Source organism: Streptomyces pyxinicus (genome assembly GCF_024753135.1).
GTDB lineage: Bacteria > Actinomycetota > Actinomycetes > Streptomycetales > Streptomycetaceae > Streptomyces > Streptomyces pyxinicus.
Window position 1 is genome coordinate 15,930 of the sequence record NZ_JANUGP010000034.1, and the last position, 15,537, is coordinate 31,466.

Sequence of the window (15,537 nt, forward strand, 5' to 3'; positions counted from 1 at the left end):
TTGAGCACAAGGGAAGTCTCCCCATGACCGACTCCACGAAGCCCGACACCTCCGGCACCGAGACAGCCGAGTCAGACCTGCTGAACTGGGACTTCATCCAGGATCCGTATCTGACCTACCGGGAGATGCGCACCGGGACGGGGCCCCGGCGGCTCGTCATCAAGACATTGAGCACAGGTCTGCGTTCGTGGCTGGTCACCGAGTACAGCGATGTGCGCCGGCTGCTGGCCGACCCCAGGCTCTCGAAGTCGGCCGCGGGAGCCGCACCGATCATCGCCAAGCACAGCACGGAGGACGTCTCGGGCGCGTCGATCACGTCGGACAGCATGCTGTTCAGCGATCCGCCGCAACACTCGCGATTGCGGCGGATGTTCAGCAGGGCGTTCACGATGCGCCGGACACTGGACCTGCGGCCGCGCATCGAGGAACTCACCGACGAACTGCTTGACGCGATCCCGGCGGGAGCCGAGATCGACCTGGTGGAGTCGGTGGCGATGGCCCTCCCCATTGCGGTGATCGGCGAGTTGCTCGGCGTCCCCCGCGCCGCCCACCACGATCTCCGTCGGTGGAACCGGGCGCTGACCAGCGTCGACTCGGAGCCGTCGGAGAAGTACCAGGCCTACATGGCGTCGCTCGGCTATTTCCGGACCCTGGTCTCCCAGAAGGCGAAGAGTCATGACGGTGCGGACGACCTGATCAACGCGATGATCGATCCGGACAACGAGGAGCGGTTCGAAGAGTCCGAGCTGCTTTCCACCATCTTCCTGATGATGAACGCGGGATACGAGACCACCGCGAACTTGATCAGCAGTTCGGTGTACGCTTTGCTGAAGCACCCCGAACAGCTGGAGCTGTTGCGCGGGGATGCCACCCTCATACCGAACGCAGTAGAGGAATTCCTGCGTTATGAGAGCCCGCTGAACCTTTCCACCTTGCGCTACACCACCGAACCGGTGGAGGTCGGCGACACGGTTGTCCCCGCCGGCGAGGTGGTGTTCCTGGCGCTGTCCTCGGGGAATCGGGACCCGGAACGGTTCGACGAGCCGGACCGATTGGACATTCGCCGGAACACCGCTACGCACCTGGCCTTCGGTCACGGAATCCATCATTGCGTCGGCGCGCCGCTGGCCCGACTGGAGGGCGAGATCGTGCTGGCCCGGCTGTTGGACAGGTTCCCGCACTGGGAGGCGGCCGAGCCGCTGGAACGACTCACCTGGCGTTACACCCTGCAGTTCCGTGGATTGGAGCGGCTGCCGGTCAGGCTGCACGCATGACTCCTCAACACCGTCAACGACGGGAACGGAGCGGACCCATGTCAGCAGAAGTGATCGACCGGTTCTTCGAGAGCTCGGGTGCCGGCGACATCGAGACCGCCGTCGCGTGTTTCGCCGACGACGGGAAGTGGATAACGCCCGACGGAGACGGAATCGGGACGGTGCACACCAAGGAGCAGATCGGCGATCTGATCACCAGTATGAACGCGATGCGCGAAAAGATGGTCGCCTCGGGGGTCGACGGGAAGTTCGAATCGCCGATCATGTTCGACGAGAACATGGGGCTGGTTCGGTGGACCGTCGAGACCGATGACGGAAAGGTGGTCAACCGTGGTGTTGACCTCTTCATCCTGAGCGACGGGAAGATCGTGCTCAAAGACGTCTTCCGCAAGGCCTGAAAAACTCATTCAAGAAAGGATCGAAGCCGTGATCAACAGCTATGAGGAACTGGTCGAGACAACGATCAGCGCCACCACCGACATCGAGGACTTCGAGAACATCCAGGTCGGCCAGGGCGGTAGTTACGAGCACGCCCTGTTCACCAAGTCCGGTGAGAAGGTGGCCACCACCTCGGGTGGCTACAAGATTCACTATCAGCGAGAGTCCGACCAGCAGTTCATGGCCTATCTGACCAACGAAGTCGTCTTCGAGGACGGGTCCGGAACGATCAGGGTCGCCGGCTGGATCGATCTCGGCTCCCTCCTCTCAGGGGACTGGGCCTACTACCCGAGCGTGGGTACCAGTGGCCGGTACCTCGGCCAGACGGGTTTCATGGCCTGGCGCCCTTACGACCTCGGCAAGGTGGAAGGGGCCGACGTGAAACTGATCATGTTCGCCTCCGCCGAGTGAACGACCGCGCGATGCCGTGACGGGGTGAGGACACTCACCTCTCAGTATTCGTGGCATCACGCCGTGAATCAGACGCCTTTGTTCTCTGACGTGGAGGTTGAGAAATGGGTCGGGTCGCCGGGAAAGTCGCACTGGTCACTGGCGCTGCGCGTGGAATGGGACGTTCGCATGCGGTGCGCCTCGCCCAGCAGGGGGCGGACATCGTAGCCGTCGACCTGTGCGCAGACCTCGAAACCGCGCCGTATCCGGGCGCGGACGGTCAGGACCTCTCCTCGACGACGCAGCTGGTCGAGCAGCTGGGGCGGCGGATCCTTGCGCGCCGGGCAGATACGCGCAACTCCGACGAGCTGCAGGATGTCGTCGACGAGGCGATAGCCGAGTTCGGGCACATCGACGTCGTGTGCGCGAATGCCGGAATGTCCAGCTTCGGGTTCTCGTGGGAACTTACCGACGAGGCCTGGCAAGAGATCATCGACGTCAACCTGACGGGATCGTGGAGGACCGTCAAGGCGGTGATCCCTCACATGATCGAACGGAATGAAGGCGGATCGCTGATCTTCATCAGCTCGACAGCGGGCTTGATCGGCGTGCCGACCATGGCGCACTACACCGCGTCCAAGCACGGCGTGGTCGGGCTGATGCGTGCCTTGGCGGTCGAGCTGGCACCACACAACATCCGGGTGAACTCGGTGAACCCTGGAAACGTCGACACGCCGATGGTCAACAACGCTCAGATGCGAAAGATCTACCTGCCCGAAGTCTCCGATCCGACACCGGAGGATGCGAACGAAGTGATGAAAGAAATGAGCGCGTTGCCCACCGGCTGGCTGGACTCGCAAGGGGTCAGCGACGCCGTGGTCTACCTGGCGTCGGAAGAGGCGCGTCACATCACCGGAATCACGCTTCCGGTGGACGCCGGAATGATGCTCCCCAACAAGATGCGATAGGTGCCGGCTCGCGGCAGATCGCTCATCGGTCCACCAAAGAAGTGTCAGCGTCTCAGGCGCACGCGAAACAAGCTACCGGAGGGCTACTCACGATGACGGAAAGCGCACTCTCTCTGACGGTCGATCGACTCGACATCATTGAGTTGACGGCTAAGTACGCCTTTCGACTCGACACTCGCCAGTTCGATTCTCTGATGGAGCTGTTCAGCGACGACAGCCCGGTCTTCGACGAAGAAGGCTTCGGGCTGGGCAAGTTCACGGGGAAGGACGAGATCCGGCACCACTTCGAGGCCGACATCTACGGACAGATGGAGAATCTCTGCCACATGACGGTCAACCACGTCGTCAACGAGATTCGCGGCGACCGGGCGTCCGGCAACTGCCATGTCTTCGCCCAGGGCGATGTACGGGCCGGTGGGTTCTCCCGGGCCACCGCGTACTACCAGGACGAGTACGTGCGCGAGGCGGGGGTCTGGAAGTTCTCCAGTCGCAAGGTGATCCCGTTGACCAGGCCGGAGATCGGTACCTTCGAATTCCCCGCAGGGCAGAACCCGTTCGATCAGTAGGCTGGACGGCTACGGGACGATCAGCGGCATTCCGGTTGCAGGGCCTGAGGAAGAAGGAACGTGCACGCATCAACCGGGAGTGACGGATCATGGATCAGGCCCCTGCGCAGCTCGGCTCGGCGCGGTCAAGTACACCTCGTCTGCTTCCCGTTCGCGGGTGGTTCCGCAGGATACTTCCGTTCGCTGGCAAACTCACTCGAACCGGATGTATCGGTGCTCGGGGTCCAGTATCCAGGGCGGCAGGACCGGCGTCACGAGCCCTTGATCGAGGACATCGGCCGGCTCGCCGACGAGATCTGCGAGGAGTTGATCCCGTGGGGAAAGGAACCGCTCGCGTTCTTCGGTCACAGCATGGGATCGGTGGTGGCCTTCGAGGTGGCGCGTCGCCTTCAGCGGGACAATCGCCGAACGCCGCTCGCGCTGCTCGCGTCCGGACGTCGCGCCCCGTCGTGTCATCGCGCTGAGGATTTCCACGCGGCCGACGACGAAAGCATCATCGCCGACCTTCGATCGCTGGGAGGAACCGACCCGGCTCTCCTCGACGACGACGAGATGAGGCGCATGATCCTCCCCGTTGTCCGCGCCGATTACCGGGCCGTCGAGACATATCGCGCGCCAACGACCGAGACCAGGTTGAACGTGCCGATCATGGCGATGACCGGCGATCGCGATCCGAGCGTGTCGCTCGAGGAAGCGCGTGCCTGGCGAGGGCATGCAGCGGGATCCTTCGAACTGAAGGTCCTGACCGGAGGTCACTTCTTCATACATGAGCACGTCGCCGAGATAGCCGACTGCGTGAGGCGTGTGCTCCTCGGCCTCGGTTCCGAACGCACTCGACCGCTGCGACCGGAAGGGGGAGCCGGTCATGGACGTCGGCCTTGAAGTGAGCTGCCCGATGTGCGGAGGTCTCATCGAGGCGGCAGACAAGGACGAGCTCATCCGCTTGTCCCAGCTGCACACGTGGGACGCCCACCGCTACAACGTTCCCGCTGAACACGTGTTGGCCTCGATGACGCCCGGTGACACAGATCCCGGCCAGGGAGAGGATGTGCAATGAAATCTGCAGCGGCGGAATGTCCCACCGTGGACGTGAACATGCTTGATTCCGACTTCGTGCAGGACCCCTATGAGACCATGGCCGCGTGGCGGACCCTGGGACCGGTTGTCTACAACTCCCACCACGACCAGTACATGGTGACGTCGCATCGCAACTGCGCGCGAGTACTCGGTGACATCCGCCATTTCAACTCCGCGAACGTGCTCCCCGAGATGGAGAAAGCGTTCGGCGGACCGACCTTTCTCGGCACCGACGGCGCACGGCACCAGACGGTCCGCGGAATCTGGGAGCCGGACTTCGAGCGCAGGACTGTCGAAGTCGACTGGGCGGCGCGGATACAGCGAGTGGTGGACGTATATGTGGATCAATTCGTTGAACGCCTTCGCTCCGGCGAACCTCTCGACGCCCTCGCGGAGATGACGCGGATCATTCCCACTGTTGTCACTGCCCAACTGCTGGGCGCCGAAGAGGACGTGTACGAGGACTTCATCAAGTGGAGTGACGCAACGGCGGCGGTGCTCGGCGCACGGCTGGACCCGACCCCGAGGGGGCAGGAGATCGTCGCGGACGGCGCTGCGGCCTCGGTCGCTCTGAACTCGTACATCGCCGGCCTCATCGAGAAACACCGGGCGCGGGGGGTGAGCGACGGATCGCTCATGGCCCAGATGGTGTTCGACGATTTCGCGCCGTCCATGCCCGACCGGGAGATACTGGCGAACGGGACGATGCTGACGGTCGCGGCGAACGAGAGCACGGCGCAGGTGATGGCGATGATGCTGTACGCGCTGGGACGCCATCCTGATCAACGCCGCGCGCTGGTCGCCGACAGGTCGCTTGTTCCGGCCGCACTCGAAGAGGTCCACCGCTGGTCGACTCTCACGCAGTCGGTCCTGCGCTTCTCCTGCAGCGACGAGTCGAAGGTCGGGGGATTCACGATCCCCGAAGGTTCCGCAGTCGTGTCTCTTCTGGGCTGCGCGAACCGCGATCCCGCTCGCTGGGACAACCCGGACTCCTTCGACATCTCCCGTACCCGTAAAGCGCATCTGGGCTTCGGTTTCGGTCCCCACATCTGCCTTGGCATCCACATGGCCCGGATGGAGATGCGCATCTGGTTGAATCGCCTGCTGGACAAGCTGCCGGACTTCGAGATCGCGGGCGATGTCGACTTCGGCCCCGACTTCACACTGCGGGGCCTTCGGGGGATCCAGATCAGCGCGGCATGACTGAACCGGGCACGTGGACTCGTTGCCGGGGCAGACCCGTTGTGACACCCGCACCCGTGGTGATGAGGTGCGGCCTCCGCTCGTCGAGCGAGGCCGCGCTGCCAACCGCGGAACGCGGCTGCGGACGTCGCCACCGGCGGGCGCGCGGTGACACCGGCGAGCTGCTCACCGGACGGCGGGCCTGCCCGCCTCTGCATGTCGAGTCCCGCCGCCGGGTCGGGCACGGGGAGGGTGACCCGGAGACCCCAGACATGGCGGGTGACAACTAGGGGAGGGGCCACCGGGAAAACTAGGGGATGGTTCGACGAGTCGCAGAACCTATCGTGGGGCGCACGCAGCTTCCCGGAGGTTGATGCATGGCTCACGCCGACCAAGCGCCTGTCTTGACCCCTTCTCCGCCCGCGCCCTCACTCATCCATCCCCCGCCGGAGCCGGACGAGCTGCGACGGGACCGGCCGGTCACCCGGTTCCGGCTCGCTTACGACAAGACCGGTCGGCCGGCCACGCGCTACGAGGACGCGCGCCAGGTGCCGACCGACCCGACCGAGCACACCCGTCCGCGTCGGCTCTGCGCTGGCGCACGCACCGCCCGTCGTGTGGAAGCGCCGCGGCCGCGAGTGACTGATGTGGACGCCGACCTGGTGGAGAACTTGTGACTACTCTGCGCTTCGGCGCATTCCTGCCCCCGATCCACCCGCTGGGGGAGAGCCCGACGTGGTGGCTCCGCCACGACCTGGACTTCATGGCGCACCTCGACCGGCTGGGCTTCGACGAGGCCTGGATCGGGGAGCACCACTCGACCGGTAGGGACCTCATCGCCTCGCCCGAGATCTTCATCGCGGCGGCAGCGGAGCGCACCACCCGGATCCGCCTCGGGACCGGCATGACCTCGATCCCGTACCACCATCCGCTATGGGTGGCCGACCGGATGGTGATGCTCGACCACCTCACGCAGGGCCGGGTGATGCTCGGGGTCGGTCCCGGCTCCCTGCCTTCCGACGTCGCCATGATCGGCATGACCCCCACCGAGAGCCGTGAGCTCCTCGAGACCCATCTGGACGTCATCCAGCGGCTGCTGGCCGGTGAGTCGGTCACCACGACGGTCGGGACCCACACGCTGGTCGACGCGACGCTGCAACTGCGCCCGTACACCGAACCGTGCTTCGAGATCGCGGTGGCCGCGACGGCGTCGCCGACCGGCGCGCGCCTGGCCGGCAGTCGCGGTGTGAGCCTGATCTCGCTCGGGGCGACCATGAGCCAGGACGGGTTCGACGCGCTGGCGTACCACTGGGGGATCGCCACCGAGCGCGCCGCCCACGCGGGACGGCCGGCGCCCGACCGCAGGACCTGGCGGCTGGTCACGAACGTGCACGTCGCCGAGACCCGGGAACAGGCTTACCAAGACGTCGAGTTCGGGCTGCGGGACTGGCTGAGGCACCTGAATGACAACGCTGCCACGCCCGGGCTCGCGCTGCCCGACGGCAGTACGCGAGAGCTGATCGAGTTCGTCAATGAATCGGGCCTGGGCGCGATCGGCACGGCCGACGACGTCCGCCGCCAGATCCAGCGCATGGTCGACCAGTCCGGGGGGTTCGGCACCGTACTGCTGCTGGCGCACGACTGGGCCGCCCCGACGGCGAAGTGGCGCTCGTGGGAACTCGTCGCCCGTCAGGTCGCCCCGCACTTCCAGGGCGCGGGAACGAGCCATGCCCAGGCCTCCCACGACGCCCGGGCCCGGATCCTGGCGCGGCGCGAGGAAGCGACCGTCGCAGCCGGCGCGGCGCTCGAGCACATGAACCGCAAGTACGCCGACGAGGTGGCCGGAGGGTCCTGACCGTGCCGTCGTGACCCGCCTGGCCGCGGTCGACGAACACGGCCGGAGGATCTCGTGGTCCGGGGCCGGAACCGGCGCGTCACCACACGGTCCTGCGGGCCGCGGCGCCGCCGGCGCCCCGGAGCGAGACCCCGCACCGGGTCGCCGGCCGGCGCGGTGAGCCGCTACACCGTCGGATCGGACGGAACCCGGGCCGAACACTCCCCGGGTCCCTTATGGGACACCGACCTCGGCCGGGCACCCACCGCCCACTTCGAGTGACACCGCCAGAGCAAGAAGGAACTACGCCGGGCCGTGGACCGCGGTCCGGCATAGAGCACCGATGCCTGCAGAAGGAGACGTTTCCGTCATGGCGACATGGTTCATCACCGGAGCCGCCCGGGGGCTGGGCGCCGAGACAGCCCGGCATGCCCTGAAAGCGGGACACGACGTCGCCGTCGGCGCCCGGCGACTCGACGCGTTGCCCGACGACCTGCGCGCCGCCGAGCGATGCCATCCGGTCACCCTCGACGTCACCGACCAGGCCCAGATCGACCGTGCCGTCGCGCAGGTCGTCGATCGGTTCGCCACGATCGACGTGCTGGTCAACAACGCGGGCCGCGTACTGGTGGGCGCGCTGGAGGAGGTCACCGACGCCGAGGCCAGGTCGCTGTTCGACGTCAACGTCTTCGGCCTGATCAACGTGACGCGAGCGGTCCTGCCGACGATGCGTGCTGCCGGCAAGGGCAAGATCGTGCACATCGGCTCCCGGGCGGGGTTCGAGGGCGAGCCCGGGGTGAGCCTGTACAGCGCTTCGAAGTTCGCGGTCGCCGGCATCAGCGAAGCCCTCGCCGCGGAGCTGGGCCCGTTGGGAATCCAGAGCATGGTCGTCGAGCCCGGGGCGTTCCGCACCGACCTCTTCGACCCCAGCTCCCTGTCGGTCTCCGAGGTGCGGCTGGCAGCCTACGACGGTACTCCCGCCCACCTCGTGCGCGACGGGGTCGGCGCGGCCAACCACGCCCAGCCCGGAGACCCGGTCAAGGGCGCGGCGCTGATCGTCGAGGTGACCGACGGCGAGACGCTCCCCTCGCACCTGCTCGTGGGCAGCGACGCCTACGAGCGTCTCGAGGCCAAGAACGCGCTGGTTGCCGAGCACATCGCCCCGTGGCGCGGCAAGGCGCTGGACACCGCGCACCGCGACTGAGTCCGACCGTTTCGCATCGCGCCGCGGGCCCAGGCTCTGCCCGGCCCCGCGGCACGAACGTCCCCCGGCCGTGTCGCCCAGGCCGGCGGGGTGGACGCGGTCGAGTCCGTGATCCGGAAGTCGGGCCCGCCGGCCCGTGAGCAGTGGCAACGGAGAGTGTGTGCACACCTTGGTTATCAGCGCGCGAGATGTGGTCGCGGTGACGGAACGGCCGCCGGTCGGCATGATCCGGCCCCGGGGACCGGTGAAAGCCGTGGCCGACGCACGCGCGGACGCCGGAGTCGACGGACTTCCCGTTGCACTGCATGCGAAAGTCGCCGCCGCGCTGGCAGCGTGGGCGGTTGCTCGCTGCGCGCGGCACACGTCGTGCCGGAACACCACTGGCCGGACGAAACCGATCTCGCCGCGCTGCGCGCCGCGCGAGCACTGACCGAGTTGGTCTCCCGCTATGTGGGGAGGGCCGTCGTGGCCGCACGGGCCGAGGGGATCGGTTGGCCGGTCGTCGGCGAGGCGCTCGGGATCGCCGACCCGGAGGGCGCTTTCGGCCCCGCAGTCGCCGGCTGGGCCGAAGAGCTGGCGCGCGTCCGCGCGGGACAGGTGCACCTGGCGGACCAGCCGGCGCTCGACTGGGTCGTCGACACGGCTTGGTGGGCCGAAGCGCTGCGGGAGTGGCTCAGCAGGCCCGATGACAACCTCTGCGGCCGGACGGCCGCCGGAGAACGGGAACGACTGGTGGCACCCGGACGAGCGTGTCGCCGGCGAGGACGACGAGGCCGACGCGGGCCTCCTGTCGTGAACCGGATCAGCGAAGGAAGGAAAGCCGTGCCGAACGCAGAGCTCAAGGAGATCCAGCAGGCCGTCGTGACCGGGGACCCGGGCGCGCTGGCCGGACTGCGGGTGCCGGAGAGCTACCGCGGCGTGACCGTACACGCCGAGGAGACCGAGATGTTCGAGGGCATCGCCACCGCGGACAAGGACCCGCGCAAGTCGCTGCATGTGGAGGAGGTCCCGACACCGGAGCTCGGGCCCGGTGAGGCGCTGATCGCGGTGATGGCGAGCGCGATCAACTACAACACGGTCTGGACCTCGATCTTCGAACCCCTGCCGACCTTCAAGTTCCTCCGGCGCTACGGGAAGCTGTCCCCGCTGTCGAAGCGACACGACCTGCCCCACCACGTGGTCGGCTCGGACGCCTCGGGAGTCGTGCTGCGCACCGGGCCCGGGGTGCACCGCTGGAAGCCCGGCGACGAAGTCGTGGCGCACTGCCTCAGCGTCGAACTGGAAGGCCCCGAGGGCCACGACGACACGATGCTCGACCCCGAGCAGCGGATCTGGGGCTTCGAGACCAACTTCGGTGGCCTCGCCGAGATCTCCCTGGTGAAGGCGAACCAGCTGATGCCCAAACCCGCACACCTGACGTGGGAGGAGGCGGCGAGCCCCGGGCTGGTCAACTCGACCGCGTACCGGCAGCTGGTGTCGCGCAACGGTGCGAACATGAAGCAGGGCGACGTGGTCCTGGTCTGGGGCGCCTCCGGCGGGCTCGGCTCGTACGCCACGCAGTACGTGCTCAACGGCGGCGGCATCCCGGTGTGCGTCGTGTCCAGTCCGGAGAAGGCGGAGATCTGCCACCGCCTCGGTGCGGAGCTGGTCATCGACCGCAGCGCCGAGGGGTACCGGTTCTGGCGGGACGAGCACACCCAGGACCCGAAGGAGTGGCAGCGGTTCGGCGCCCGAATCAGGGAGCTGACCGGCGGCGACGACGCGGACATCGTGTTCGAGCACCCGGGCCGGGAGACGTTCGGCGCTTCGGTCTACGCGGCCCGCAAAGGCGGCACGATCGTGACCTGCGCGTCCACCTCGGGGTTCACGCACCAGTTCGACAACCGGTACCTGTGGATGAACCTCAAGCGAATCGTCGGATCGCACTTCGCGAACTACCGGGAGTCGTGGGAAGCCAACCGGTTGATCGACAAGGGGCTCATCCACCCGACGCTGTCGAAGTCCTACGCGCTGGAGGACACCGGCCGGGCCACGCTCGACGTGCACCGCAACGTGCACCACGGCAAGGTCGGCGTGCTGTGCCTCGCGCCGGAAGAAGGCCTCGGCGTGCGGGACAGGGAGAAGCGTGCCCGGCACCTCGGCAGCATCAACGCGTTCCGCCAGGTGCACCGGGATTCCGGCCGGTGACGCCGGACGCACGCCCGCGCTCGTAGTGTTCACCGCCGGGATGCGGGACCGCCCCGGCGGTGTCGAGCCGATCTGCGCTGTGCGGGTAGCGCACGGCATCAGCACCGCCCCCCCCCGTCGCCGGGCACCTCGACGCGGCCGACGTCGCGGTGAAAGGCACTCTCTCGCGGCCTTCACGGCGCCGTTCGTAGATGAGGCGGAACGCTTGTCATGGACGTTTCGACTTTCTCTGTACGCAGTATTCAAGAAAAAGAAACCCTGGCTCTGTCAACCCCGCGGGCCCGGACTTGGTCTTAGAAGGTATGGCCTCATTGCGCAAGGAACCTCTTGTGACTCCGGGTGGCGGCAGTTTTGCTCTCGGTATACCCCTCGGCTCCGGTGCCGAGTTCGCACGAAGAGGTCGCCACCGCCGGATGGAGCCGACTCCCGCGACCACCGTGGCCTACGCGGTGAGATAGGGCACATTTGCCTGTCGCGCCGACCGGAAACCACTACCGAGCGACCGCGAACCCCCAGCTCGCAGCACCAACTGAGGTTGAAACCAGGGTGGTTCCTTATTCTGCCCATAGGTTCAACGGCGTGATCGGCTGGGGTAGATATGAGTGTGGCCATGGTGGTGGCCAATGTCGGCCCGCAGGAGTGGTCGCATTAATTTTGTGGCATTGATGTCCGGTCTCAACCCATCGATTTCCGTATTCCTAAACCCTTGTTCCGCGTGGCATGTCGGTGCGCGCGACGTAGGAACAGCTCCATGAGAGACAGGGGATCGTGCATGATCGAGCGAGAGTCTGAGCTCGCTGAGTTGGCTGCAGCTTTTGCGGAGTCCGCCGCTGGGGGCGTGCGGGTTGTCGTGCTCCAGGGGGTTGTCGGAACCGGTAAGACGGCGTTGCTCGAGGAGTTCGGCGGCCGGGCTCGCGAGGCGGGGGCGCGGCTGCTGCGGGCGAGTGGGGCGCCGACCGAGAGCTCGCTGTCGCTGGGTATCGTGCGTCAGTTGCTTGCTGGTGAGGTGTTCGACCGCGACTGGGCGGCGACCGTGCGTGGTCTGCTCGACCACCAGCTGCTCGCCGATGCGGCGTGCGACGGGGTGAGCCGGTCCCGGGTGCTGGACGGGTTGGCGACGGCGGTTCTGGAGTTGGCCGGGCAGAGCACGGTGGTGATCGCCATTGACGACACGCAGTATCTCGACACGTTCTCCCAGGACTGGCTGATCTATCTGCTCCGCCGTGCCGGGCTCGCCCGCATTCTGATTGTGTTCGGCTGGCGCGACGACGACATCGAGATGTCTGCGGACAACTCCCGCCTCCTGTGCTCCGAGCTCTACCAGCAGGCCTACTTGCGGCGGTTGCTGCTGGCTCCCCTGTCGTCCAGCGGCGTCGCGCAGCTCATGGCCGGGAGACTCCTCGAGTCCGGTTCGGCGGAGCTGGCCGCGCAGGCCCACCAGCTCACCGGGGGCAATCTGCTCCTGCTGCACGCGTTACTGGAAGACAGCTGGGCCGCCGCCTGCGGCGACGGCCCGCCGGCCGAGCTGAACACCGGCCCCGAGTTCGAGCGGGCGGTCCAGCTCGTCCTGGGCCGGTGCGATCCGGTGACGTCGCGGGTCGCCGGTGCGATCTCGGTCATCGGTGAGCCGTCGCGGTTCGCGTACCTCGACCGGCTGGTCGGCGTCCCGTCGGACCGGGTCGCTGTCGCCATGCAGGTACTGACCCGCACGGGTCTGGTGGAGGCCGGCCGGATGCGGCACCCGGTCATGGCCGGCGTCGTGCTCAACACCTTCTCGGCCGCGGACCGGTCCGAGCTGAGCCGGCGTGCCGCGGATCTGCTCAAGGCGTGCGGTGCGGACTCCTTGACGATCGCGGAGCACTTCGTCGCCTCCGGCCGTCTCGACGACCCGTCGGCCGTGCTGAACCTGGTGGAAGGGGCGAAGCAGGCGCTGAAGGAGGGCCACGCGCGGCGGGCCACGGAGCTGCTGCGGCTGGCGTACCAGGTGGATACCGACGGCCGGCGTCGGGTGGAGATCCTTGCCCTGTTGCTGCGGGCGGGGTGGCGGGACGACCTGCGAGCCTCGGTCGGGCATCTGCCCGAGCTGACCGAGGCGATGCTGAGCGGCCGGCTCCGGGGCCGGCACACGACGCTGCCCGTGATCATGCTGCTGCTCCAGGGCCGGGTGGAGGATGCCTGCTCCGTGCTCTCCCGGCTGGCGGCCGACGTGCCGCCGGGCTCCCCGCCCTCGTGGGAGTTCGAGATGGTACGGATGTGGCTGGCCGACGTGTATCCCGGCATCTTCCGGCGCGTGGCCTGCGAGAGCAGGACGAACGGCACGCCGATCACGCCTCCGGGCGCCATCGGTTATCGGTTGCTCGAACACTTCCAGAGCTCCCACCATCAGGGGGCGACGGCGGAGCGGCTGGGCCAGGCCGACGAGGCGCTGTGGCAGCAGCCGCTGACCGAGATCAACCTGTTGCCGCTCATTCTCGCGTTGCGCACGATGGTGTATGCCGAGCGGTTGGAGGAGGCCGAGCAGCGGTGCCGGGAGCTGATGCAGGCCTGCCTCGATCTTCAGGCACCCACCTGGCGTGCGTTGTTCTGCGCGATAGCGGCGGACATCGCCCTGCGCCGGGGCTCGCTCGGCGTTGCGGCCTCCCGGGCGAGCGCCGCGCTCGAACTCATCCCGGTCGCCGACTGGGGCGTACTGGCCGCTGAACCGCTGAGTACCCTGCTGACGGCGCAGACGCTGCAGGGCAAACACGACGAAGCGGCCCGCACGCTGGCCCTGCGAGTGCCGGACGTGATGTTCGAGACGCCGTTCGGGCTGTCCTACCTGCTGGCGCGCGGCCGTCACTACGTCGAGCGCGGTCTCGCCCAGGTCGCCCTCGACGACTTCCAGGCCGTCGCCGACCTGCTCGACCAGTGGGGGATGGCCGAAACCGAGACACTGTCGTGGCGCACGGAGATGGCCGCCGCTCACCTGCAACTCGGGAACCACGAGACAGCCGCGCGCTACGCTCGCGAGCAGCTGCGCCGGATCGGCACGGACAGCCACCTGCGGGTGCGCGGGCGCACCATGCGGCTGCTGGCGGCGACCCGCGAACTGCACCTGCGGCCACCGATGCTGCGCGAGGCTGTGGACGTGCTGCACCGGAGCGGGGACAAGTTCGAGTTGGCGAGTGCGCTCGCCGCGCTGCACGATGCGTACACCCAACTCGGGGATGCCGGCCGGGCGCGGTCGGTGGCACGCAAGACCAACAGCATCAGGCAGGCGTGTTTCGCGGAACAGCCCGCTCGGCGGGTCGGCGCGCCGGACGTGCTGGAGGAGACGGAAGTCGACATGCTCGCGCTCAGCGATGCGGAGCGGAGGGTCGCCAAGGCCGCGGCAAGGGGCCTGACCAACCGGGAGATCGCCGGCAAGCTCTACCTCACGACCAGCACGGTGGAGCAGCACCTGACCCGGATCTACCGCAAACTGGGGGTCAGTTCACGAGTGCAACTGCAGTCCCGCCTCGGACTCCAGCCTCCTTCCCCCCACCCCGCTCTCCAGGACGCCTCCGCCTGACTGATCGCGAACTCGACCAGCAAACCCTCATGTGATTCCGGGGTTCGTAGTTGGTGCAGTGAGTGGAGTGTGAGCTGGGGTGTTGGAGTTTTGCTGAAAAGTGGATGGGTGTCTCTGGGATGCTCCGGTGGTGGTGCCGAGGCTTCTGATCTGAGACTGTTGAGGGTTCGTTGATAACGGTGGTGTGGCGCTGGTGATGGTGTCTGGCATCTAAAGGACCGGTGCGGGTTTGTGCTGGTCAGGGGTTTGGTACCGGGGGGGCTTCCGGTCCAGTACAGGGCGGTGTCGATGTCGCGCGCGGTCCAGTCGCCGGTGTGTGCTGCGCCGTGTTGGAGGAGGTCGTCGAGGAGTTGGAGGTAGCGGCCGTAGCGTCCCGGTGTGGGGGTGAGGGTGAGGCCGAGGGTGTCCAGAGTGTGCTGGACGCGTTGGTCGTAGACGGCCATCCGCTGGGGTGCTGCTGCGGTCAGGACGGCTGAGGCGAGGGCGTCACCGGTGCGGAAGCCGGGCAGTTCCCAGATGATGCTGCGTCCGGTGCGGGCGGCTTCACTGCGCGTGACGGTGTCGCGGACAGCGGTGACGGCCCGTTCGGCGACGGAGCGGATCTGTGCCTCGGGCAGGGACATGAGCGCCGACCCCCAACGGGTCTGTGCGGAGAGCCGTTTCCAGACGACGAGGGCTGCGATGTCCGTCTTGCCGAGGCTGCCTGCGCGTTCGGTTCGCTGTACGACGTCGTGGAAGACCTCATCGTAGTGCGGCGAGACACCGGCCAGGTAGTTGGCGCGGGCGGGGATCAGGGTGTCCCAGGCCCGGTCGTAGAGGACGGTGAAGTCTTCGTCGTCGGGCGTATCAGCGCTCTTTTTCACGTCC

General features: G+C 67.2%; 13 protein-coding genes. 12 read left to right on the plus strand and 1 reads right to left on the minus strand.

All coding sequences use genetic code 11. The annotated features are described in order from the left end of the window. Nucleotides 1–23 precede the first annotated feature (23 nt). From NX794_RS30855 to NX794_RS30910, 12 genes are all read left to right on the plus strand, one after another. Nucleotides 24–1,274: a cytochrome P450 family protein gene (locus tag NX794_RS30855; RefSeq protein WP_258782803.1), complete on the plus strand. Its 1,251-nt coding sequence runs from the start codon at nt 24–26 to the stop codon at nt 1,272–1,274. Between the two features lie 38 nt (nt 1,275–1,312). Continuing rightward, the gene (locus NX794_RS30860) at nt 1,313–1,672 is read left to right on the plus strand and encodes a nuclear transport factor 2 family protein (protein WP_224222578.1); all 360 of its coding nucleotides are present in this window, start codon (nt 1,313–1,315) and stop codon (nt 1,670–1,672) included. A gap of 28 nt (nt 1,673–1,700) precedes the next feature. Then, nucleotides 1,701–2,123: an allene oxide cyclase barrel-like domain-containing protein gene (locus NX794_RS30865; RefSeq protein WP_258782805.1), complete on the plus strand. Its 423-nt coding sequence runs from the start codon at nt 1,701–1,703 to the stop codon at nt 2,121–2,123. A 104-nt stretch (nt 2,124–2,227) separates the two neighbouring features. Further along, nucleotides 2,228–3,070 (plus strand): mycofactocin-coupled SDR family oxidoreductase, encoded by an 843-nt coding sequence (locus NX794_RS30870; RefSeq protein ID WP_258782806.1) that lies wholly within the window; start codon nt 2,228–2,230, stop codon nt 3,068–3,070. A 92-nt stretch (nt 3,071–3,162) separates the two neighbouring features. Further along, nucleotides 3,163–3,636, plus strand: coding sequence for a nuclear transport factor 2 family protein (locus tag NX794_RS30875; protein WP_258782808.1), 474 nt, complete (start codon nt 3,163–3,165; stop codon nt 3,634–3,636). Between the two features lie 60 nt (nt 3,637–3,696). After that, a complete protein-coding gene (locus tag NX794_RS30880) occupies nt 3,697–4,518 on the plus strand; it encodes a thioesterase II family protein (RefSeq protein WP_258782813.1) in 822 nt (273 codons plus the stop codon). Beyond that, the gene (locus tag NX794_RS30885) at nt 4,502–4,693 is read left to right on the plus strand and encodes a hypothetical protein (protein WP_258782814.1); all 192 of its coding nucleotides are present in this window, start codon (nt 4,502–4,504) and stop codon (nt 4,691–4,693) included. The genes NX794_RS30880 and NX794_RS30885 overlap by 17 nt, the downstream gene beginning before the upstream one ends. Before the next feature lie 26 nt (nt 4,694–4,719). Further along, nucleotides 4,720–5,916 (plus strand): cytochrome P450, encoded by a 1,197-nt coding sequence (locus NX794_RS30890; RefSeq protein ID WP_258782819.1) that lies wholly within the window; start codon nt 4,720–4,722, stop codon nt 5,914–5,916. 652 nt (nt 5,917–6,568) lie between these two features. Then, on the plus strand, nt 6,569–7,750 hold the full coding sequence (locus NX794_RS30895) for an LLM class flavin-dependent oxidoreductase (RefSeq protein ID WP_258782820.1): 1,182 nt from the start codon (nt 6,569–6,571) through the stop codon (nt 7,748–7,750). A gap of 349 nt (nt 7,751–8,099) precedes the next feature. Next, nucleotides 8,100–8,933, plus strand: a complete 834-nt coding sequence (locus NX794_RS30900) for an SDR family oxidoreductase (RefSeq protein WP_258782821.1) — start codon at nt 8,100–8,102, stop codon at nt 8,931–8,933. 846 nt (nt 8,934–9,779) lie between these two features. Then, nucleotides 9,780–11,120 carry a crotonyl-CoA carboxylase/reductase gene (gene ccrA, locus NX794_RS30905; protein ID WP_258782860.1) on the plus strand — a complete coding sequence of 447 codons (1,341 nt, stop codon included), beginning with the start codon at nt 9,780–9,782 and terminating at the stop codon, nt 11,118–11,120. Nucleotides 11,121–11,892: 772 nt separating this feature from the next. Continuing rightward, a complete protein-coding gene (locus NX794_RS30910) occupies nt 11,893–14,670 on the plus strand; it encodes a helix-turn-helix transcriptional regulator (protein ID WP_258782822.1) in 2,778 nt (925 codons plus the stop codon). Here the strand turns inward: NX794_RS30910 and NX794_RS30915 are convergent. Further along, complete coding sequence (locus NX794_RS30915; protein ID WP_258782823.1) at nt 14,571–15,533, minus strand: hypothetical protein; 963 nt, start codon at nt 15,531–15,533, stop codon at nt 14,571–14,573. The two genes, NX794_RS30910 and NX794_RS30915, sit on opposite strands and share 100 nt — an antisense overlap. Nucleotides 15,534–15,537 lie beyond the last annotated feature (4 nt).